Origin of the sequence: Massilia sp., assembly GCF_046293535.1 — a bacterium.
Lineage (GTDB): Bacteria > Pseudomonadota > Gammaproteobacteria > Burkholderiales > Burkholderiaceae_D > Telluria.
This window is the reverse complement of sequence record NZ_JBKBOV010000007.1, coordinates 82,615-103,406: the sequence shown is the minus strand read 5'-3', so window position 1 is coordinate 103,406 and position 20,792 is coordinate 82,615. Positions and strand designations below refer to the sequence as shown.

The window sequence follows — 20,792 nt, the reverse complement described above, 5'->3', positions numbered from 1 at the left end:
CATCGAATAACCAGACAACAGGATAGGGATCGTCAGTGGCAACCATCAAGGACGTAGCGCGCCTCGCCGGCGTCGGGCTCGGCACCGCTTCGCGCGTAGTCAGCGGCAAGGGTTCGGTATCGCCGGCCACCCTGGCCCGCGTGCGCAAGGCGATCGACGAGCTGGGCTTTCGCCCCTCGCATGCGGCGCGCGCGCTGCTGTCCGGCACCAGCCGGATGGTCGGCGTCTACATCCCGGTCCTGAGCGGCACCTTCTATACCCCGATCCTGCAGATCATCGACACCGAACTGCGCGCCGCCGGCCTGCACATGGTGGTGGCCTTCGGTGTCGGCCTGGGCGACGCCCGACGCCAGGCCATCGAGGGCATCGAATTCCTGGTCGAGCGCGGTTGCGACGGCATCGTCATGATGACCAGCGCCCTCAACGACGAGGACCTGGCCGCCCTGGGCGGCAAGCAGAAGCAGATCGTCGCGCTGAACCACGAATTCAAGCAGATCCCCGAGCAGTGCTTCACGGTCGACCACGTGCTGGGCGGGCGCCTGGCCGCGCGTACCCTGCTCGACTACAAGCACCGCGACATCGCCGTGATCGCGGGCCCGGCGGCGCTGGCCGACAACGTGGCCCGCATCGACGGCTTCATGCGCGAGCTGCAAGCCGAGGGCATCGACACGAACAAGGTCTGGACCATGGAAAGCGACTTTTCTCCCCAGGGCGGCTGGTCGGCGGCCAAGGCGCTGATTGATTCGGGCACCAGGTGCACCGCCCTGTTCTGCGCCAACGACGAGATGGCGGTGGGGGCGCTGGCCTACTTCCAGGAAGCCGGCATCAGCGTGCCGCGCGACCTGTCGGTGATCGGCTACGACGACACCCCGAGCGCCGCGTTCTCGGCCCCGCGCCTGACCTCCGTGCACATGCCCTGGCGCGAGATGACGCTCAATGGCCTGAACGCCCTGCTCAACCGCTGCTACGACCTGCACCGTCCGGTGACGCGCACCTTCCCGGTAAGCGTGACGCTGCGCGCTTCGCTTGCCAAGGGGCCGAGCGAGAGCGCGGCCGGCGAGAACGCGGCCAAACGCACGCGCGGCAAAAAGAAATAAACGGGCGGGCCGCCAGCGCGGCCTTTTTTTTAGATTGCAATTGGAAAGCTTTCCAAATATCCTAGCGTAACGAGCTTAACCAGACCAGACCATGACAACAGCATCCCGTCCCGAGCCGAGCGCGCCAATGCGCGGCGATTTCGCCCCCGACTTCCTGTGGGGCTGCGCCACCTCGTCGTACCAGATCGAAGGCGCCGGCCAGGAGGACGGCCGGGTCGAGTCGATCTGGGACCGTTTCGCCGCCACGCCGGGGAACATCAAGGACGGCTCCAGCGGCCTGGTCGCCTGCGACCACTACCACCGCTGGCCGGAAGACTTCGACATCGGCCGCGACATGGGGCTGAACGCCTATCGCTTCTCGATCGCCTGGCCGCGCGTCTTTTCCGAGGTGGGCGGCAAGCCGAACGACAAGGGCCTGGATTTTTATTCGCGCCTGGTGGACGGCATGCTCGAGCGCGGCCTGCAGCCCTGGGCCACGCTCTACCACTGGGACCTGCCGCAGTTCTTGCAAGACCGCGGCGGCTGGAACGAGCGCGCCACCGTCGACGCCTATCTGGCGTTTGTCGATGCGGTGACGCGCCGCCTGGGCGACCGCGTCCAGCACTGGATCACCCACAACGAACCCTGGTGCACGTCCATCATCGGCAACTACGAAGGCTGGCATGCCCCGGGCAATACCGACTTCAAGACCGCGCTGCAGGTGGCGCACCACGTGCTGCTCTCGCACGGCAAGGCGGTGCCGCTGATCCGCGCCAACGTCCGCAATGCCAAGGCCGGCCTCGCCCTCAGCCTGCATCCGGTGCGCCCCGCGTCAAGCCAGCCAGAGGACATCGCCGCCACCGAACGCCACGATGGCCTGCGCTACCGCTGGTTCCTCGATCCGCTCTACGGCCGCGGCTACCCGAAGGCGGTCCTGGAAGCGATCGGCGCTGCCGCCCCGGTGGTGCTGCCGGGCGACCTCGAGGCCATCGCGGTGCCGACCGACTTCCTCGGCGTGAACTACTACTTCCCCGAGACCATCCAGCACGCCCCGGGCCACGGCCCCCTGTCGGCGCGGGTGCTGCCGCCCGCTCCCGGCGCCGAGACCACCTTCATGGGCTGGGAAGTGGCGCCGCAAGGCCTGGCCGAGCTCCTGCTGCGCATCGAGAACGACTACCGTCCGGGCCCGATGTACGTCACCGAAAACGGCTCCTGCTACGACGACCAGGTAGGAGCGGACGGCGAGATCGACGACGTCGGGCGCCGCCATTACCTGATGCGCCACCTGGCCACCCTGAAGTCGGCCATCGCGGACGGCGCACCGGTGAAGGGCTACTTCGCCTGGAGCCTGCTCGACAACTTCGAATGGGCCGAGGGCTACCGCAAGCGCTTCGGCCTCGTCCACATCGATTACACGACCCAGCAGCGGCGCCTGAAGGGCAGCGGCAAGTGGTACCGTTCCTTCCTGCGCGGCGAATAAGACGAACATACAACAAGACAGCGAGACGACCCAATGAAACCCATGCTTCGCAACCCGGTACTGGCGCTGGCCATCGCGCTGGCCCTCCCTGCTACGGCAGCCCCCCTGAACGACTGGCCGACGGTGCGCAGCGCCATCGCCAGGGACGCGGCGCTCGAACAGCGCGTTCGCGACATCGTCAGCAAGATGACCCTGGCCCAGAAGGTCGGCCAGATGACCCAGCCCGAGATCAAGAGCGCCACGCCGGAAGACGTCAAACGTTATTACCTCGGCTCGGTGCTGAACGGCGGCGGCAGCTGGCCGAACGGGAACAAGCATGCCAAGGCGGCCGAATGGCTGGCGCTGGCGCAGCGCTACCACGAAGCCTCGATGGCCACCGACATGGCGGTCAAGGTGCCGGTCGTGTGGGGCACGGATGCCGTCCACGGCCACAACAACGTGTTCGGCGCCACCCTGTTCCCGCACAACATCGGCCTGGGCGCGGCGCGCAACCCGAAACTGCTGGAGGAAATCGGCGCGGCCACCGCCAAGGCCACCCGCGCCAGCGGCATCGCCTGGGTGTTCGGCCCCACCCTGGCGGTGGTGCGCGACGACCGCTGGGGACGCACCTACGAGAGCTATTCCGAGAATCCGGAGATCGTGAAGAGCTATGCCGGCGCCTACGTGCGCGGCATGCAGGGCATGCTCAAGGACGACGCCAACACCATCGCTACCGCGAAGCACTTCATCGGCGACGGCGGCACCGAGTCCGGCAAGGACCGCGGCGTCAACAAGGCTAGCCGCTCGCAGATGATCAACATCCATGGCGCCGGCTACTACCCGGCGCTCGAGGCCGGCGTGCAGACGGTGATGTCCTCGTTCAACTCCTGGAACGACGTCGCCGGCGGCACCGACTACGGCAAGATGCACGGCAGCCGCGCCATGCTCACCGACGTGCTCAAGACGAAGATGGGCTTCGACGGCTTCGTCGTCACCGACTGGAACGGCCACGGCGAAGTGCCGGGCTGCCGCAACGACAGCTGCGCGGCCGCCATCAATGCCGGCAACGACATGATCATGGTGCCGGACGACTGGAAAGCCTTCATTGCCAACACCATCAGGCAGGTGGAAAGCGGCGAGATTCCGATGGCGCGCATCGACGACGCCGTCAGCCGCATCATCCGCGTCAAGCTGCGCGCCGGCCTGTTCGACAAGAGCCCGGCGCAGAACGCCTACGCTGGCAAGGACGAGGTCATGCAGCCGCGCGAGCTGGCGCGCCGCGCGGTGCGCGAGTCGCTGGTGCTGCTCAAGAACGATCAGCCAGTGCTGCCGATCGCACGCGGCAAGCGGATCCTCGTGGTCGGCAAGAGCGCGGACGACATGTCGAACCAGAGCGGCGGCTGGTCGATCACCTGGCAGGGCACCGCCAACACCAATGCCGACTTCCCCAATGGCGACACGATCCTGGCCGGCATCAGCGAAGCGGCCGGCCAGGACAATGTCAGCTTCAGCGTCGACGGCAAGGGTGTCGACGTGTCGAGATTCGACGTGGTGGTGGCCGTGATCGGCGAGCGCCCGTATGCCGAAGGCGACGGCGACATCGGCCCCAGCGGCACGCTGCGCCATTCCAGCCGCTATCCGGAAGACCTGGCCGTCCTGCAGCAGGTCGCCGGCAAGGGCAAGCCGGTGGTGACCGTCTTCGTCTCGGGCCGCCCGCTCTACGTGAACGACTTGCTCAACCTGTCGGACGTGTTCGTGGCCGCCTGGCTGCCGGGCACCGAGGGCAAGGGCGTGTCGGACCTGCTGGTATCTGGCAGCAAACGCTACGACTTCAGCGGCAAGCTGCCCTTCTCGTGGCCGAAGTCGGTGTGCCAGACCGATTTGAACGTTGGCGACAGCAACTACGCGCCGCTGTTCGCCTACGGCCATGGCCTCAAGGCCGCCACCCGTTCGAAGCTCGGCAAGCTGGATACCACCTATCCGGCCGGCGGCTGCGGCGTCAGCAACAGCTTCCCGGTCTTCAGCCAGGCCGACCGCGCCAGCTTCCCGCTGGCGATCCGCAGCGGCCAGCAGACGCTGGTGCTGGGCGCCGACCTGAACGCGAGTTTCAGCCTGCCGGGTGTGAGCGTGCAGACCTCGCAGGTGAATACCCAGCAGGACGCCAAGCTCGTCACCTGGACCGGCCCGGCCACCATCGAGGCCCGTGGCGCCCGCCCCATGGTGCTGCCGGCGGCCGCCGCTACCAACGCGGCGCTGCGCTTTGACACCATCGTATCGAAGGCACCGGCCGGCAAGGTCACGATGCGCATGGGCGAGGGCAGCCTCGACGCCAGCGCCCTGTTCAAGCGCCTGGCCGGCAAGGGCAAGCAGACCGTCGCCATTCCGCTGGCCTGTTTCCAGGCCAAGGGGACTGACCTGACGAAAGTGGACACGCCCTTCAGCGTGACCAGCGACGCCGCTTTCGCCGCCGCCTTCACCAGCATCGAAATCGCCGGCGGCGCAGCCAGCGAAGCCGATGCCGTGCGCTGCGGGGAGCTGCAATGAAGCTGCTGGCCGACATCGGCGGCACCAACGCCCGCTTCGCCCTGCAGTCGGGCGAGGGCTTCGACGATATCGAGGTGCTGGCCTGCGCCAACCATGCCACCCTGGGGCAAGCCATGCGGGCCTATCTTGACAAGGCGGCCGGCCGCGGTCTGGCGGTGGAGCGCGTGCGCCATGCGGCGCTGGCCATCGCCAATCCGGTCGAGGACGACCGGGTCAGCATGACCAACCACCACTGGAGCTTCTCGATCGAGGAGCTGCGCCGGCAGCAGGGCCTGGACACCCTGCTGGTGGTGAACGACTTTGCCGCGCTGGCGATGTCGCTGCCGCACCTGGCGGCCGAGGGGCGACAGCGCATCGGCGGCGGCATCGAACTGCAGGATGGGAGAAATGCGCGCCCCATCGGCCTGATCGGCCCGGGCACGGGACTCGGGGTATCGGGCGTGATCCCGGCCGGGAAGCGCTGGATCGCGCTGGCCGGCGAAGGCGGGCATGTCAGCTTCGCGCCGTCCACGAAAGAAGAAGTGGCGATCCTGGAAGCGCTGTGGGGAGAATACGGCCACGTGTCGGCCGAGCGCCTGTTGTCGGGCATGGGACTGGAGCTGATCCACTGGGTCTTGAGCGGCCAGCGCATCGATGCCCCGGCCATCACCAAGGCCGCGATCGACGGCACGTCCGCCGACTGCGCCAGGACGGTCGGGATCTTCTGCGCGGTGCTGGGGAGCGTGGCGGGCAACGTCGCGCTAACCCTGGGCGCGACCGGTGGCATGTATATTGGTGGCGGCATCGTGCCAAGGCTTGGTAAACTGTTCACCGAATCGGCTTTCCGCGCACGCTTCGAAGACAAGGGGCGTCTCGGTCCCTACCTCGCACGCATCCCGACCTACCTGATTACCGAGCAGTACCCGGCGCTGCGCGGCGTATCCGCGATGCTGTCGGACCATATCGCGACCCTGCAATAAACGGAGACCCCATGCAGAACACCGTCCAGAAACCGGCGCCGGCGGCGCAGGCGCTCGAGTCCGAGCACAACCCGCACACCGGCGCGCTAGTCATCGTCACCATCCTGTTCTTCATGTGGGGCCTGCTCACCTCGCTCAACGATGTCCTGATCCCGCACCTGAAGTCGATCTACACCCTCACCTACCTGGAGGCGATGCTGGTGCAGTTCTGCTTCTTCGGGGCCTATTTCATCGTGTCGCTGCCGGCCGGGGCATTGATCCGCAAGATCGGCTACCAGAAAGGCGCCGTCACCGGCTTGACGATCGCGGCCGCCGGCTGCGCCCTGTTCTACCCGGCCTCGAAAGGCGGCTACGGCCTGTTCCTGTTCGCCCTCTTCGTGCTGGCGAGCGGCATCACGATCCTGCAGGTAGCGGCCAACCCGTTCGTCACGGTGCTCGGACCCGCGCGTACCGCCTCCAGCCGCCTCACGCTCACCCAGGCCTTCAACTCGCTCGGCACCACGGTGGCGCCAGCGCTGGGCGGCATCCTGATCCTGTCCACGGTCGCGCTGAGCGCCGAGCAGCTGGCGGCACTGCCTGCCGCCGAGCAGGCCGCGCACAAGGCCGCCGAAGCCGCAGCGGTCCAGGGTCCCTACCTGGGCCTGGCCGCGGCGCTGGCGCTGCTGGCGGTGCTGTTCGCGCTGGCCAGGCTACCGAAGATCAGCCATGCCGACGACGGCACACCGGCCACCGACGGCAAGGGCGGCGCCATGGCCTATCGCCACCTGGTGCTGGGCGCGGTCGCGATCTTCCTGTATGTGGGCGCGGAGGTCAGCATCGGCAGCTTCCTGATCAACTTCCTCGGCGAGGGCAACATCGCGGGCCTGAGCCACGCCGATGCGGCGCAGTACGTCAGCCTGTACTGGGGCGGCGCGCTGGTGGGCCGCTTCATCGGCTTCGCCGTGATGCGCTACGTTAGCCCGGGCAAGACCCTGGCCTTCAATGCCCTCGGTTCGATCGCGCTGGTGCTGGCGGCCACCTTCGGCGAAGGCCAGTTGGCCATGTGGGCGATCATCGCGGTCGGCCTGTTCAATTCGATCATGTTCCCGACCATCTTCAGCCTGGCGCTGCACGGCCTGGGCAAGTTCACCGGCCAGGGTTCGGGCATCCTGTGCATGGCCATCGTCGGCGGCGCCGTGGTGCCTTTTGTCCAGGGCATGTTTGCCGACACCATCGGCCTGCAGCCATCCTTCCTGGTGCCTGCGGTGTGCTACCTGTTCATCCTGTACTTCGGCGTGAAATACGCGAACCTGCACAAGCAGCCGGTGGCGGCGGCCTGAGCTCCGGCACGTCCCTACCCATGCCCGCTCCGTGAGCGGGCATTTTTTTCGTCCTGGCGCAGCGCTTCCATCAGGGCGATGAAGCGCTGCGCCGCCAGGCCCGGCGCTCGCTCGTTGTTCCAGATGACGTCCACGAAAAAGCGCAGCACGTTGGTGAAGTTCGCGGTCGGAATCTCGACCAGCTCGCCCTGCTCCAGGAATTCGCGCACCAGGCCGGAGGGCAGCCATGCCCAGCCCAGTCCCGCCTTCACCAGCGCCAGCGCCGCGGCCGGGTTGTCGGTTCGCCACTGCAGGCGCGCGATGGCGATGCGCTTGTCGACGTACTCGGTATCGCGTCCCGCGATCAAGACCTGGCGCTCGGCCAGCAGGTCTTCGTCGCGGATCGCTTCCCGGCCCATGCGTTCGCACAGGGGATGGCCGGGCGCGACCACGGCCACCAGCCTTTCCTCGGCCACCTCTTCGAACGCCTCGTCCGCTTTGCGCCCGTAGCGCTCGTAGACCAGGGCAAGGTCGGCGCGCCCGCTCTGCAGCATGGCCAGCGCGTCGGCCTGCGGCGCTGTGAGCACTTCGACCTTCAGCAGCGGATAGTCGAGCGCCAGCAGGCGCAGCGCTTCGCTCCACGGCGCCGCCGCCAGCAGTTCCGGCACCAGGGCGATCGTCAACGAGGTCTCCAGCCCCTGGTTCAGCGCCAGCGCATGGCCGTTCAGGCGCCGCAACTGTTCCACCAGCAGGCGCGCCTGCGGCAGCAGCACGGCGGCATGCGTGGTGGGACGCGGCTCGCGGCCGCTGCGGTCGAACAGCTGCAGGTCGAGCTCCGCTTCCAAGTTGGCAATTGCCATGCTGATGGCGGAAGGCACGCGCCCCAACACGCGCGCGGCGGCGGAGAAGGAACCGTGGTCTACTGCCGCTAGAAAAACGCGCAGATTGTCGAGATCGAAAGCCATCTTTCAATTTTACTGATAGCTTCTGACTTTTTCCATCTTGTTTAAAGATATAGACTGCGCGCGGTCCCGTTAACCCTTCACTTTTTTGCGAAAGAAACTATCATGGTATGGGCGATTCTCGTCGTTGCGGGCCTGTTCGAGATCGGCTGGGCGATTGGCCTCAAGTACACGGAAGGTTTTACCCGCTTGTGGCCGACGGTCGGCACGCTGCTGGCCATGGCGGTCAGCTTTGGCCTGCTGGCGCACGCACTGAAGACCCTGCCGGTCGGCACGGCTTATGCGGTATGGACCGGCATCGGTGCGATCGGCACCGCGATCATCGGCATCGTGCTGCTGGGCGAATCGGCCTCGCCGGCACGGCTGCTGTGCATCGCGATGATTGGCGCCGGCATCGTCGGCCTGAAGATAGTTTCTAACTGAATGAACGATCATGGATATTTCTGAATACTTGCCCGTCCTGCTTTTCATCCTCATCGGCATCGGCGTGGGCGTCGTGCCCCAACTGCTGGGCCGCACGCTCGGGCCGCACCGGCCGGACGCGCAAAAGCTGTCCGCCTACGAATGCGGCTTCGAAGCCTTCAGCGATGCACGGATGAAGTTCGACGTGCGTTACTACCTGATCGCGATCCTGTTCATCGTGTTCGACCTGGAGGTGGTGTTCCTGTTCCCCTGGGCCGCAGCCCTGATGGAGCTCGGAAGCGCCGGGTTCTGGGCCGTCATGGTCTTCCTGGGCCTGCTGACGGTGGGTTTCGCCTACGAATGGAAGAAAGGCGCGATGGAATGGGACTGAGGCTGCGCAGGGCATGAACGCCATGCTCGTCGCGAACGGCCTGATCGGACTAGGCCTTGCCTGGCTTGCATGGCGCGAGTTCAGGTCGCGCAACCGGCGCGAAGCGCGCGTCCTCGGGGGCATGGCCGGCATCGCCCTGGCGGTCAGCGCCGGCACCTGGCTGCACGTGCTGCAGCACGGCTGGTAGGCCTCCCACCCTACTTCGGCGCCGAGCAGTAACGCTCCACATAGGCCTGGTGCGAGGGCAGGCCGGCCACGGTACGGTCGATCTGGCCCTTGATCGAACCGAGGAAGTGCGTCAACTCCTCGTCTCCCATCAGGTCGGCCGACTGGTGGTGGCGATAGGGCATGATGCCCTGCCCCAGCATCACCTGGACCCACGAGTTCTCGGCGAACAGCTCGTTCGCGATGCGGAACACGCGCCCGGTTTCGCGGAACAGGTCGATGCGGTGCTGGAGCGAGGCCGGCACTTCCATGTCGCGCGCGTCCTTCCAGTAGGGCGCGTCGATCCGGTTGTTGACCTTGTAGTGCAGGATGATGAAGTCGCGGATCTTCTCCACCTCTTCCCAGGCCTGGCGGTTGAATTCGGCGACGTCGCTTGGCACGATGCCGCTGGTCGGGAACATCTGCATCAGGCGGATGATGCTGCGCTGGATCAGGTGGATGCTGGTCGATTCGATCGGCTCCAGGAAGCCGCTCGACAGGCCGACCGCGACCACGTTGTTCTTCCAGATCTCGCGGCGCTGGCCCGGCGTGAACCTGATGACGCGCGGCTTCATCAAGGCTTCGCCTTCGATGTTCCCCAGCAGCGTTTGAATAGCCGCGCCCTCTTCCACGTAGCGGCTCGAGAACACGATGCCGTTGCCGACGCGGTGCTGCAGCGGGATGCGCCATTGCCAGCCGAAGGGATGCGCGATCGAGCGCGTGAGCGGGATCGCGCCGCGTACCGAGCTGGTTTGCAGCGCGGCGGCGCTGTCGTTGAACAGCCAATGCGACCAGTTCTCGTAGCCGACGCCCATCGCCTGCCCGATCAGCAGCGCGCGAAAGCCCGTGCAGTCGATGAACAGGTCGCCCTCGATATCCACGCCCGAATCGAGCGTGATCGAGCGCACCTGTCCGCTCAATGCGCTGGTGCTGACGTCGACGATCTTGCCTTCGATGCGCTGCACCCCGAAGCGCTCGCTGAACTTGCGCAGGTAGCGCGCATAGGCGCTCGCATCCAGGTGGTAGGCGTAGTTCATGCCGTTGCGCGGCAGGTGGGCGAACTTGTTCTCCTGCGAGGCGCGCAGCTCCAGGCAGTAGTCGCCGTAGTCGCCGGCCAGGCCGCGCTCGCGGCCCTTGTGCCAGAAGTGCTGGAAGCCGGCCGTCCAGTGGTCGGTGCCGGTCAGGCCGAACGAGTGGATGTAGTCCTCGTTTACGTTGCGCCAGTTTTCGAAACTGATGCCGAGCTTGAACGTGGCCTTGGTCTCGGCCATGAACTCCTGCTCGTTGATCTCGAGAAGGTTGTGGAAGTTCAGCAGGGTCGGGATGGTGGCCTCGCCCACGCCCACGGTGCCGATTTCGTCGGACTCGACCAGCTTGATGTCGAGGCGCTTGCCCAGCACCTTCGAGATGCAGGCGGCCGCCATCCAGCCGGCGGTGCCGCCGCCGGCGATGACGACGCGGCGTATGGGCTTGCCCATGCCATTCGATCCGTTTTCCATCCTTGTCTCCTCAGCGGTTCATTCTTTTCAGTAGTTGGGCGCGGATGCCGCGCACGCTGTCGGCATCCATCGGCGCGAGCGCGCGGCGCGCGTGCGGCGGAATATGGGCCGCGGTCTCGTCATCGGCTTCGAACACGTAGTGGCGGAACAATCCAGCCCAGGCCTTGCGCTGCTCGAGCGGCAGGTCACGCACGCTCATCAGGGCATGCATCATCGCGTTCATCGGCGTGTCCATGTAATCCGGGGACTGGCGCCACCAGTAATTCACCAGCACGTTGAAGTCTTCCAGCGCCTGGATGTGGTGCCACCACATGCTGGGGATGAACAGCGCGTCGCCCGGCGCCAGGTCCGCCGCCAGCGCATGTTCCATGGCGCCTGCGAAGCGCGGGAAGCGCGCCAGGTCGGGTTGCAGGAAATCGACCAGGCTGATGGCCTGGCCGGCCGGCGTCAGGTCGAGCGGGCCGATGTACAGGTTCTCGACCTGCGACGGCGGGAACAGGGTGAAGCGGCGCCGGCCGGCCGCCACGCAGGCCAGGTTGTCCGGCAGGTCGTAGTGGGCGGCGATGCGGGTGCGGTTGCCGATCCAGATCGACCCGAGCGCGTCGCGTCCGCCCAGGTCGATGCGGTTCTCGTCGTGGAAGCCCGGCAGGCAGGTGTCGACGGTGGTCGAACCGACGTAGATCGCCGGTGGATGTTCGACACCGCGGTAGCGCTCCAGTTCGGCCAGCACCTTGTCGAGGCGCACGCGCACCGGGGCGAAGTTGAAGCCGTCCATCGCCTCGTTGTAGAAGAAGCGGCCTTCGATCTCCGGTGGGCCGAGCATCGCGTTGACGGTGGCGTCGCGATAGAAACGGCGCAGGTAGGCGTCGGCGGCGGCGCTGGAGGCGCGCGCGGCCTGGACCATCGGCCACCCTGCCACCAGGCCGCGCAGCACGATCGGTTCGGTGGACTCGAGAATGCCGGGGCCGAGGTCGCGCGGCGTCAGGCCGCTGAGTTCCCGGATCGGTTCAGGCGCGGGCAGCACGGCGGGCATTCTTGCGGTCGATCAGCGCGCGGAAATTCGACAGCGACGCGATCTGGAAGTAGATGGCGGACAGCCAGCCGGCCTTGTGCAGGCTGTCGAGCGCCGCGGCGTCCAGCGCGGCCAGGCGCTCTTCATTGATGGTGTAGAAGCCGGCCAGGCGGTTCTGCGAACCGTCGTCGAGGGTGATGTCGAGCGAGAAGCCTTCGAGCAGCTCGTGCTTTTCCAATGCGTCGATGAAGGCCGCGTTGGACCCCATGCCTTCATGGATGGTCAGCAGCATCGAGTTGACGTGCTCGAGGTAGGGGCTCATGCCGCCGTGCGGCAGGAAGATCGGTTCTCCCTCGGCGGTGCCGACGCGCGGGCTGTCGACGTCGATGTGGATCATCAGCTCGTCGCCCTCGCGGCCGATCAGGAAAGGCAGGCGCTCCACCAGCAGCGGCAGGGTGGGCGCGTCCCAGCGGTCTTCTTCCAGGAACAGGTTCTCGTCGGTTTCGAAGCCGAACAGGGCGACCGGCTCGTAGGGATGGGCTTCGCTCTGCTTGCGGAAGATGATCGGGTAATGGGCCTGCAGGAGGCGGAACTCGGCGGCGAAGGTCTGCACGTAGGCGTGGCTGTCGTCCAGCCCGCGGCCGTGGCGGGTATTGACGCGCAGGTCCTTGTGGTCGATGTTATTCAGCAGTACTGGCTTGGCCATGGTGGTCGTCTCTGGTTATCGTTGTCTGGTCATTTGATGGGCAAGCCATGGCGCACGATGTGCGCGATGAGCGTGCGGTTGTCCGGCAGCGCCGGCAGCATGCGGCGCGTCAGGTCGGCCGCCTGGCGCAGGAAGCCGTCGGCCATGGCGCCATTGCCCTCCCCGACGCGCTCGCGCCGGGCCGGGCCGGGTTCGGGCTTGAAACCCATGCCGTACAAAACGTACTGGTAGCTCGCCGCCGGGAAGACTTCCTGGATGCGGTTGAAGTCGTAGCGCGAAGGCGGACGGTGGCGCCACAGCGCCAGCAGGTCGGCGACGCGCTGCGGGATGGTCTCCTTGCTCCGGTTGTCCCGCCAGTAGCCGTTCGGGTCGAGCGCGCCGTCGCGGCGGCTCAGGACATAGTGCAGCTTCAGGAAGTCGATCACCCGCTCCCAGCGGTAGGTGAAGGTCTCGTTGAAGCGCCGGGCGCACAGGTCCATCTGTTCGCGCGTGGCCGGCATCTCGTCGAGCAGCATCGCGCTCGATAATTCGACCATGGCCAACGCCGAGGCTTCCAGCGGCTCGATGAAGCCGGCGGACAAACCGATGGCGAGGCAGTTGCGGTGCCAGAAGCGTTCGCGGTAGCCGGGCTCGAAACTGAGCTTGCGCGGCGTGGGGATGTCTTCGGGGCCGCCGGTGGCGCGGATGTAGGCGCGCAGCGCGCGTTCGGCCGCTTCGTCGTCGGTGTGCGCGCTGGAGTACACGTGGCCGATGCCGCGCCGGGTCGGCAGGCCGATGTCCCAGATCCAGCCGGCTTCCTGGGCGGTGGACGTGGTCTGCGAGGCGATCGGATCGTCTTCGCGTAGATAGGGCACCTGCACGGCGAGCGCACTGTCGTTGAACAGGACGCCACGCTGCGGGATGAAGGGCACGCCGTAGTGTTTCCCGAGCAGCAGCGACTGCATGCCGGTGCAGTCGACGAACAGGTCGCCGGCCAGCTCGCCGTGGGCTTTCGTATGCAGGGCGGCGATGTCGCCGCTCCTTTCGCCAAACTCGTGCGAGCGGATGCCTGTTACGTGGTCTGGCACGTAGTGCACGCCGAGCTTTTCCAGGCAATGCTTCTTGAGGAACAGGCCGAACTTGCCGGCATCTAAATGGTAGCCGTAGTTGGCCACCGCCGCGAATTCGGGCGTGGCGGCCTGCTTGGGCGCGCGCCCGTGCACGCACAGGTGCGGCTGGTAAGTCACCAGGTCGGCGAAGGGAATGTCGGTGTGGCGTTCCAGCCAGCGGCCGGCCATGTCGGCCTCGCCCCAGCCCTGGGGCAGCACGAAGGGGTGGAAGTAGTAATCGTGGTCGCCGCCGTCGACCCAGCGGTTGAAGCGCGAGCCCTGCTTGAAAGCGGCGTCGCATTCGCGGAAGAAAGCGGATTCGGACAAGCCGGCGGCGCGCAGCGTGTCGCGCATGGTCGGCCAGGTGCCTTCGCCGACGCCGATGGTCGGCACGTCGGGCGATTCGATCAGCGTCACGCGCAGGCCACCGTTTTCCAGCGCCTGGAAGCCCGATGCGAGGACGGCGGCGCTCAGCCAGCCGGCCGAGCCTCCGCCCACGATGACGACATGCCTGATGGTGGTGCTCGCCATATTTGTTTTTAATAAAAACTAATTCCGGGCAAGTCTAACCCGAAAATGAACGCAGCGGACCATGGCAGAGGCCAGGGTCCGCTGTTTTTCCATTTCCGTCTTTAGAACTTGTAGCGGGCCGAGAGCATGTAGCGCGGACCGGACTGCTCCACGTACAGCGCCTGGCGTTCGTTACGGCCGTGCACGCGGCGGATCTCGTCGGTCAGGTTGATGCCCTCGAACTGGAGGCTGATGTTCTTGCTGACGTTGTAGCCGATGCTCAGGTCGAGCTGGCCGTAGGCCTCGACGTAGTTCGGGTTCGGACCGGCGCCGTCGAAGGTCGAGGACAGGAACTTGTCGCGCCAGTTGTAGGCCGCGCGCACGTTCCACTTGTCGTTCTCGAAGATGCCCACCAGGTTGGCCGAGTCGCTCAGGCCGACCAGCGCGAACTGCTCGCCGATGCTCGAGTTGTCGTACTGCAGGCCCGAATCCACCTTGGTGTAGTTCGCCTGGATGCCGAAGCCGGAGCTGCCGAACATGTGCTGCACGTTCAGTTCGAGGCCGCGCAGGCGCGCTTCCTTCTGGTTCGAGTAGCTGGTGATCTTGAAGTTGGCGACCGGGTCGTTCGGCTGGCCGACGATGGTGCCGGTGGCGTTGCCCGAGGCGTCATCCGCACCGCGCGTCACGCCCGGCTGGCCGGCGAAGTTGCGGAAGATGTAGTTGCGGATGCAGGTGGTGTCCGCGTTCGAGCAGCCGTTCGCCAGCGCCGCATTCCAGTAGGCGCCGCCGACCGGGGTGCGCAGGTTGAAGGGTTGCGCCACGACCTGCGACTGGCCGGCGTAGTTCTCCAGGCGCTTGCGGAAGTGGCCGAGCGAGACGAAGCTCGACTTGTTGTAGTACCACTCCCAGGCCAGGTCGATGTTCTTCGACTTGACCGGCAGCAGGCCCGGGTTGCCCTGGCGCCCGGTGCCGCCCTCGACACGGGCCAGGGTGTCGAGCACCTGGCCGCCGGTGAGCTGGTCGTAGCGTGCGCGGCCGATGGTTTCGCCGTAGCTGAAGCGGCCCTTCATGTCCGAACGCAGGTCGATGTCGGCGTCGAAGCTCGGCAGCACGTGCTTGTACTTGCCGGTCAGGGTGGTGAAGTTCGGTGCGCCGAAGCTCACCGGGAATTCGTTCTGCGAGACCCAGCTGATCTGGGTCGCGATCGGCACCAGCGCGGTCGAGGTGACGTCGGTCTTCTCGTAGCGCACGCCAACCGAGGTGTGCACCGGCATGGCGAAGTCCCAGTCGGTGTTGAACTGCAGGTACAGGCTCTTCGACTTCTCGCGGGTGCGCTGGTCGGTGTCGTAGACGGTCTTCGGCCGGTACAGCTCGGGCAGGCCCGTCACCCTGGCGGCCAGCTCGCGCAGCTGGCCGAAATCGAAGGTGTAGAAGGTGTTGAACAGGTTCGGGTTGTCGTGGCCGTCGATGTTGTCGAAGTACTGGCGCAGGCTCTCCGGCCGGAAGTAGCTGGCCGGGTAGTCCGACGCCACGGTGGCGCCGCCCCAGGTGTCGCGCTGCTGCACCGAGAAGGCCGAGCGGTTGTTGACGTCGGTATGGCCCAGGCCGAACTTCAGTTCGGAGGCTTCCAGCATCTTCCAGCTGCCGTGGGTCTGGACCTGCTTGACTTCGCTCTTCACGTAGCCGTTCTCGAACACCGAGCCGGTGACCTGCTGCGGCGCGCGTGCGAAATCGGCGCCCTTGATGCTCAGCACCGGCAGGTCCTGCGAGAAGTCGACGCTGGTGTCGCCGCGGCTGAAGCTCGAGGTGCCCAGGGTGTTGGACGAACCCCAGGGGCTGTCCGGCTTCGATTCGGCGGTCGACTTGTGGGCGTCGAGCTCGAAACGCAGGTCGCTGTTGACGCGCCATGCGGCATTGAAGCCGAGCGACTTGTTCTGGGTCCTGGTGGCGAAGTCGGCGCCGCCCATCGCGATGTCGCTGTTGTTGGTCGGGATCAGCTCGGTGTACACCAACGGGGCGGCCACCGGGCCATCGGTCCAGGTGCTGCTGGACGGGCCGAAGTTGAACCAGGCCGACACGTCCTGGCGGCGGGTCTGGATCTTGTTTTCCGAATAGGTGTAGTCGAGGGTGGTCGTCAGGGCCTTGCTCGGCGCGAACTGGAACACCAGTTGGCCGTTGGTGCGCTGGCGCTGGATGCCGCTCATGGCGTAGTTCATGTTCTGCGGAACCTGGTACAGGTCGCTCGGGTCGGGACGATTGGTGATGCGTTCCGAACCATCGGTGCCTGGCTGGGGAATCGTGCCCCAGTTGTTCTCGTCGCCGCGGAAGGGGCCCTTCCAGCCATTGCCGACGGAGGCCACGTTGTAGCCCAGGTTGCGCTCCTGGTAGCTGGCCGACAGGCCGATGCCGAAGCGGCCGTCGGCCGAGGTGTTGCTGTAGATGCCAGACACTTCGGGGGTCACCTTGCCGCCGCGCTTGACGTCTTCCGGCAGGTTCTCGGCCGAGCGGTCATGCACGCCCTTGACGCCGATGCTGGCCTGCAGGCCCGGGCGCGCCAGCGGACGCGCGGTCAGCACGTTGATGGTGGCGCCGATGCCGCCGGTCGGGGTCTCGGCGCGCGCCGACTTGTAGACCTGCAGCTGCGAGATCGCTTCCGAGGCGATGTTGGCGAAGTCATAGGCGCGGCCCGGGCGGTCGCCCAGGTTCGAGGTCGGCATCTGGCGGCCGTTGAGCAGCACCAGGTTGAAGTCGGGGCCGACGCCGCGCACGGTGACCTTCGAGCCTTCGCCGATGCTGCGGTCGATCGACACGCCGCTGATGCGCTGCAGCGATTCGGCCAGGTTGGTATCCGGGAACTTGCCGATGTCTTCGGCGACGATGCCGTCGACGAAGCCCTGCGCATTGCGTTTGAGGGCCATCGAGGATTCGAGGCTGGCGCGCAGGCCGGTCACGACGACGGTCTGGACGCCGGCCGGTGAGGATGGGGTGCTGGCTTCCTGCGGGGTCAGGGCTGCCGGGTCGGTGGTGGCGGCGGCGCCTGGGGTCGAGGCGACTTCCTGGGCATGCGCCGGGATGAATGCCGCGCATGCGCTGGCTACTGCCAGGCTCATCAATGTCTGCTTAGCCTTGGGGTAATACATGGTGCTCTCCTGTTTTTTTTAAAATGACCGTCACCCAATCCAACGGTGTCTCCACTACCTGTGCCGGCTGAATCCAGGCTGTGCGCTGCCGGCGATGCTGCTGTCGTCCCTGCTGTCGTCCCTATCGCCGGTACCTCTCCGCCGCGGTGCCGATGTCCTCGCTGCCAGGCATGGGCCAAGGCGGTGCGCGCTGCGCTCGTTCATCCTTCATCGCTCAGGCTCGCATCGCGCTTCAACTCTCCACCCGGTACATGGAAACGTTTCCATATACCTTGTTTGAATATTAGGCTTGGCAAAAATAATTGTCAACGGAATATTCCGCGTAGGTATAAACAGGAGTGCGGCTGATTTGCAACATTGGGCAGACGTGAGAGGGAAGCTTGCGCTGCGCCCCTGCCTACCATGCCGCTGCTGTGCGATTGACATCCAAAAATCGCCAATGCTATATTCACCTTGACATTCTGGTAACGTTTCCAATATGTGGCTGAAGAACGGGGTGAACATGAAGCGAGGTCAAGATCCGGGCAGGACTGCCGGAAGCGCGGTGCCGGGACGTCTCAAGGCAGCCGGGACATGGCTCGGGCGTGTGCTCGCCCTGGCCGCGGGATTGCATGCCGGCATGCCGGCCGCCGCGGCGGCCGAAGCCGCTACGTCGTTCGCCTGGCCGCACGGCGCGCGCGCCGCCGTCAGCCTCGCCTACGACGATGCTCTCGATTCCCAGCTCGACCAGGCCCTGCCCGCCCTCGACCGGCATGGCCTGAAAGGCAGCTTTTACCTGACCCTGTCGAATCCGGCGGTGGCGCGGCGCATGGAGGAATGGCGCGCGGCCGCCCGGCGCGGGCACGAACTCGGCAACCACAGCTTGTTCCACCAGTGCGCGCGCAGCAAACCGGGGCGCCACTGGGTCGAGCCGCACCGCGACCTCGATACCACCAGCGTGGAGCAGATGCGTGACCAGATCCTGCTGGCCAACACCATGCTGACGGCGATCGACGCACGCCAGGAGCGCACCCTCACGCTGCCCTGCGGCGATACCTTGGCCGGCGGCCGCGACTACCTGCCTGCGGTGCGCGCCAGCTTCGTCGCGATCAAGGTCACGGGCGGGAGCGGCGTCATCGATGCGATGCAGACGCTCGATCCGCTCGCGGTGCCGGTGGCGACACCCGTCGGCAGCAGCGGCGCGGAGCTGATCGCCATCGTCAAGCAGGCGATGGCGCGCGGGACCATGGTCAACTTCACCTTCCACGGCATCGGGGGCGACTACCTCAGCGTGTCCGCGCAGGCCCACCGGGAGCTGCTGCGCTTCCTCGCGGACAATCGCCGGGTAGTCTGGACCGATACCTTCCTCAACATCATGCAACACGTCAGGCAGCAGCAGGCCCGCACCCCGGCGGCGCCCTGAGGCCACAAGGAGACCCATGAAACCGATCCGCCTTCTCGCCCTCACCCTGTCCACGCTGCTTGCGCTGGCCGCCGCCGGCTGCGCCTCCACCTCCGCAGACGCGCCGGCCGGCTGGACACTGGCATGGAGCGACGAATTCGACGGCAGCCAGCTCGACCGCACGAAATGGGTGGCGGAGACCGGTGGCCACGGCTGGGGCAACCAGGAGCTGCAACACTACACCGACCGGCCGGAGAACGTCCGGGTGGAGAATGGCATGCTCGTCATCGAGGCGCGCCGGGAACGCCATGGCGGCAACGATTACACCTCGGCGCGCATCAAGACCGCCGGCCTGATGGAACAGATGCATGGCCGTTTCGAGGCGCGCATCAAGGTGCCGAAGGGCCAGGGCATCTGGCCGGCCTTCTGGATGCTGGGCGCGGACATCAAGCAGGTCGGCTGGCCGCGCAGCGGCGAGATCGACATCATGGAGATCATCGGCAAGCAGCCGTCGAACGTGCACGGCACGCTGCACGGTCCCGGTTATTCAGGCGACAAGGCTTTTACCAGCCGCTCGACCCTGGCGAGCGGCATCTTCGCGGACGATTTCCACGTGTTCGCGGTCGAGTGGGAACGCGGCGAGATCCGCTGGTATCGCGACGGCATCCACTACCATACGGCACGGCCAAGCCTGGTCAAGGGTGACTGGGTATTCGAGCATCCCTTCTTCGTGCTCCTGAACCTGGCCGTGGGCGGTGCCTGGCCCGGCAATCCGGACAGCAGCACGGTCCTGCCCCAGCGGATGCTGGTGGATTATGTGCGCGTCTACCGGCGCGCCACGCCGGGAGCATGAGCACCGATCCGGAAGCTGCCTCGCTGCATGGCGCGCCATGCCCGCTTTTTTACGCTCCAGACCGTGGATTGCGCAGTTCATCGCAATCGGCTCGGGTGCGGCAGGACAGCGGCCTATAGTGCCTCCATCGACAACCTACCGGAGAACAAGCATGAAAAAACTGTTGAGTGCCGCCGCCGTCGCCGCCACGCTCGCACTGGTCGCCAGCCCCGTCGTCGCCGACGACGTCGTGCGTGAAAACCGCAGCGTCGACGCCAAGGTCACCAAGGTGAAACTGGGTGGCGTCGTCGACCTCGTCCTGCGCCAGGGCACTACGCCCTCCCTCGTCGTCTCGGGCGACCGCCGCTTCGTCCAGCGGATCACCACTGCCCAGCGCGGCGACACGCTGGAAATCGGTACCGAATCCTTCAATACCCGCCGTGGCGACATGAGCGAGAAGCTGCGCGCCGAACTGACGGTGCCGAACCTCGCCGAGTTCACCTCGCAGGGCGTGGGCGCATCGACCGTTACTGGCTTCTCGGGCCATGCCATCCAGGTCGCCCTCGACGGCGCCGGATCGGTCACCATGAACAGCAATTATCGCAATATCGATGCGCGCCTGGGCGGCGTCGGCGGACTCGCCCTGAACGGCGTGCGCGCCGAGCGCGTCGACCTCAGCCTGCGTGGCGCCGGCCGCATCAGCGTCAATGGCGAGAGCAAGCTGCTGCGCGCCAAGCTGGCCGGTGTCGGCAGCCTCGAAGCCCAGGGACTGCGCGCCGAGTCGGTCGACCTCGACATGAGCGGCCTCGGCGGCGCGACGGTGCATGCGACGCGTGCGGCCGAGATCGACCTGAGCGGCATGGGATCGGCCACCGTTTATGGCAACCCGGCCACGCGCAATGCCAACACCAACGGCATGGGCAAGGTCAGCTGGAAATAAGCCTCAGGGTAAGCTCTACTGGTTGAGCCGCTGCCTGACCACCATGCTGTTGCGCACCTCTTTCACGCCGGGCACCTCGCGGGCCAGTTGTGCCGCCCGCGCGACGTTCTCGGCCGAATCGACGAAGCCGCTGAGCTGTACCGTTCCCTTGTAGGTTTCGACCTGGACCTCGGTTGCCTTGACCTGCGGATCGGTGACCAAAGCCGTCTTGACCCGGGTGGTGATGGCGGCATCGTCGATGTATTCACCGGTGCCGCGCTGCGTACCGGAAGGGGCGCAGGCACTGAGGATTGCCAGCAGCAGGCCGAGCAGGATCAGATGAATGCGGTAGGAAAGGTTCATGGAAGGCTCCCGAGAGAAGGCAGACCAGCCCATTCTCTCGGGAGCCA

At 66.2% G+C, this 20,792-nt stretch carries 18 protein-coding genes; 11 read left to right on the top strand and 7 right to left on the bottom strand.

Translation table 11 applies throughout. The annotated features are described in order from the left end of the window. The first annotated feature begins 35 nt into the window (after positions 1-35). From ACK4S9_RS06105 to ACK4S9_RS06085, 5 genes are all read left to right on the top strand, one after another. Positions 36-1,097, top strand: coding sequence for a LacI family DNA-binding transcriptional regulator (locus tag ACK4S9_RS06105; protein WP_409722900.1), 1,062 nt, complete (start codon positions 36-38; stop codon positions 1,095-1,097). Between the two features lie 91 nt (positions 1,098-1,188). Further along, positions 1,189-2,556: a GH1 family beta-glucosidase gene (locus tag ACK4S9_RS06100; protein WP_409722897.1), complete on the top strand. Its 1,368-nt coding sequence runs from the start codon at positions 1,189-1,191 to the stop codon at positions 2,554-2,556. A gap of 33 nt (positions 2,557-2,589) precedes the next feature. Then, the gene (locus tag ACK4S9_RS06095) at positions 2,590-5,079 is read left to right on the top strand and encodes a glycoside hydrolase family 3 N-terminal domain-containing protein (RefSeq protein ID WP_409722894.1); all 2,490 of its coding nucleotides are present in this window, start codon (positions 2,590-2,592) and stop codon (positions 5,077-5,079) included. Further along, the gene (locus tag ACK4S9_RS06090) at positions 5,076-6,038 is read left to right on the top strand and encodes a glucokinase (RefSeq protein ID WP_409722891.1); all 963 of its coding nucleotides are present in this window, start codon (positions 5,076-5,078) and stop codon (positions 6,036-6,038) included. The genes ACK4S9_RS06095 and ACK4S9_RS06090 overlap by 4 nt, the downstream gene beginning before the upstream one ends. An 11-nt stretch (positions 6,039-6,049) precedes the next feature. Then, a complete protein-coding gene (locus ACK4S9_RS06085; protein ID WP_409722888.1) occupies positions 6,050-7,357 on the top strand; it encodes a sugar MFS transporter in 1,308 nt (435 codons plus the stop codon). Positions 7,358-7,371: 14 nt separating this feature from the next. Here the strand turns inward: ACK4S9_RS06085 and ACK4S9_RS06080 are convergent, their stop codons facing one another. Then, on the bottom strand, positions 7,372-8,301 hold the full coding sequence (locus ACK4S9_RS06080) for a LysR family transcriptional regulator (RefSeq protein WP_409722886.1): 930 nt from the start codon (positions 8,299-8,301) through the stop codon (positions 7,372-7,374). A gap of 102 nt (positions 8,302-8,403) precedes the next feature. On the opposite strand from ACK4S9_RS06080, the gene sugE reads away from it, so the two are divergent. From sugE to ACK4S9_RS06065, 3 genes are read left to right on the top strand one after another with little or no spacing between them, the layout of a single operon-like run. Continuing rightward, positions 8,404-8,721, top strand: a complete 318-nt coding sequence (sugE, locus tag ACK4S9_RS06075; protein WP_409722883.1) for a quaternary ammonium compound efflux SMR transporter SugE — start codon at positions 8,404-8,406, stop codon at positions 8,719-8,721. 10 nt (positions 8,722-8,731) lie between these two features. Further along, complete coding sequence (locus tag ACK4S9_RS06070) at positions 8,732-9,091, top strand: NADH-quinone oxidoreductase subunit A (RefSeq protein ID WP_409722880.1); 360 nt, start codon at positions 8,732-8,734, stop codon at positions 9,089-9,091. A gap of 13 nt (positions 9,092-9,104) precedes the next feature. Next, the gene (locus tag ACK4S9_RS06065) at positions 9,105-9,278 is read left to right on the top strand and encodes a hypothetical protein (RefSeq protein ID WP_409722878.1); all 174 of its coding nucleotides are present in this window, start codon (positions 9,105-9,107) and stop codon (positions 9,276-9,278) included. 10 nt (positions 9,279-9,288) lie between these two features. On the opposite strand, the gene ACK4S9_RS06060 is transcribed toward ACK4S9_RS06065, so the two are convergent. The 5 genes from ACK4S9_RS06060 to ACK4S9_RS06040 all read right to left on the bottom strand — a co-directional run bounded on the left by ACK4S9_RS06060 (position 9,289) and on the right by ACK4S9_RS06040 (position 17,220). Beyond that, entirely contained in the window at positions 9,289-10,794 is a 1,506-nt protein-coding gene (locus ACK4S9_RS06060; RefSeq protein ID WP_409722875.1) for a tryptophan halogenase family protein, read from the bottom strand. A gap of 10 nt (positions 10,795-10,804) precedes the next feature. Further along, positions 10,805-11,827 carry a cupin-like domain-containing protein gene (locus ACK4S9_RS06055; RefSeq protein WP_409722872.1) on the bottom strand — a complete coding sequence of 341 codons (1,023 nt, stop codon included), beginning with the start codon at positions 11,825-11,827 and terminating at the stop codon, positions 10,805-10,807. Continuing rightward, complete coding sequence (locus ACK4S9_RS06050) at positions 11,802-12,512, bottom strand: SapC family protein (RefSeq protein WP_409722870.1); 711 nt, start codon at positions 12,510-12,512, stop codon at positions 11,802-11,804. The genes ACK4S9_RS06055 and ACK4S9_RS06050 overlap by 26 nt, the downstream gene beginning before the upstream one ends. Before the next feature lie 29 nt (positions 12,513-12,541). Further along, positions 12,542-14,131, bottom strand: coding sequence for a tryptophan halogenase family protein (locus ACK4S9_RS06045; RefSeq protein WP_409722868.1), 1,590 nt, complete (start codon positions 14,129-14,131; stop codon positions 12,542-12,544). 101 nt (positions 14,132-14,232) lie between these two features. Beyond that, on the bottom strand, positions 14,233-17,220 hold the full coding sequence (locus tag ACK4S9_RS06040; protein ID WP_409722865.1) for a TonB-dependent receptor: 2,988 nt from the start codon (positions 17,218-17,220) through the stop codon (positions 14,233-14,235). Between the two features lie 532 nt (positions 17,221-17,752). Here ACK4S9_RS06040 and ACK4S9_RS06035 point away from each other — a divergent pair. The 3 genes from ACK4S9_RS06035 to ACK4S9_RS06025 all read left to right on the top strand — a co-directional run bounded on the left by ACK4S9_RS06035 (position 17,753) and on the right by ACK4S9_RS06025 (position 20,403). After that, entirely contained in the window at positions 17,753-18,652 is a 900-nt protein-coding gene (locus ACK4S9_RS06035) for a polysaccharide deacetylase family protein (protein ID WP_409722862.1), read from the top strand. A gap of 16 nt (positions 18,653-18,668) precedes the next feature. Beyond that, the gene (locus ACK4S9_RS06030; RefSeq protein WP_409722859.1) at positions 18,669-19,484 is read left to right on the top strand and encodes a family 16 glycosylhydrolase; all 816 of its coding nucleotides are present in this window, start codon (positions 18,669-18,671) and stop codon (positions 19,482-19,484) included. A 151-nt stretch (positions 19,485-19,635) separates the two neighbouring features. After that, positions 19,636-20,403 carry a GIN domain-containing protein gene (locus tag ACK4S9_RS06025; RefSeq protein WP_409722856.1) on the top strand — a complete coding sequence of 256 codons (768 nt, stop codon included), beginning with the start codon at positions 19,636-19,638 and terminating at the stop codon, positions 20,401-20,403. 15 nt (positions 20,404-20,418) lie between these two features. Here ACK4S9_RS06025 and ACK4S9_RS06020 read toward each other — a convergent pair whose 3' ends face one another. Next, the gene (locus tag ACK4S9_RS06020) at positions 20,419-20,745 is read right to left on the bottom strand and encodes a BON domain-containing protein (RefSeq protein WP_409722853.1); all 327 of its coding nucleotides are present in this window, start codon (positions 20,743-20,745) and stop codon (positions 20,419-20,421) included. Between the last annotated feature and the right edge of the window lie 47 nt (positions 20,746-20,792).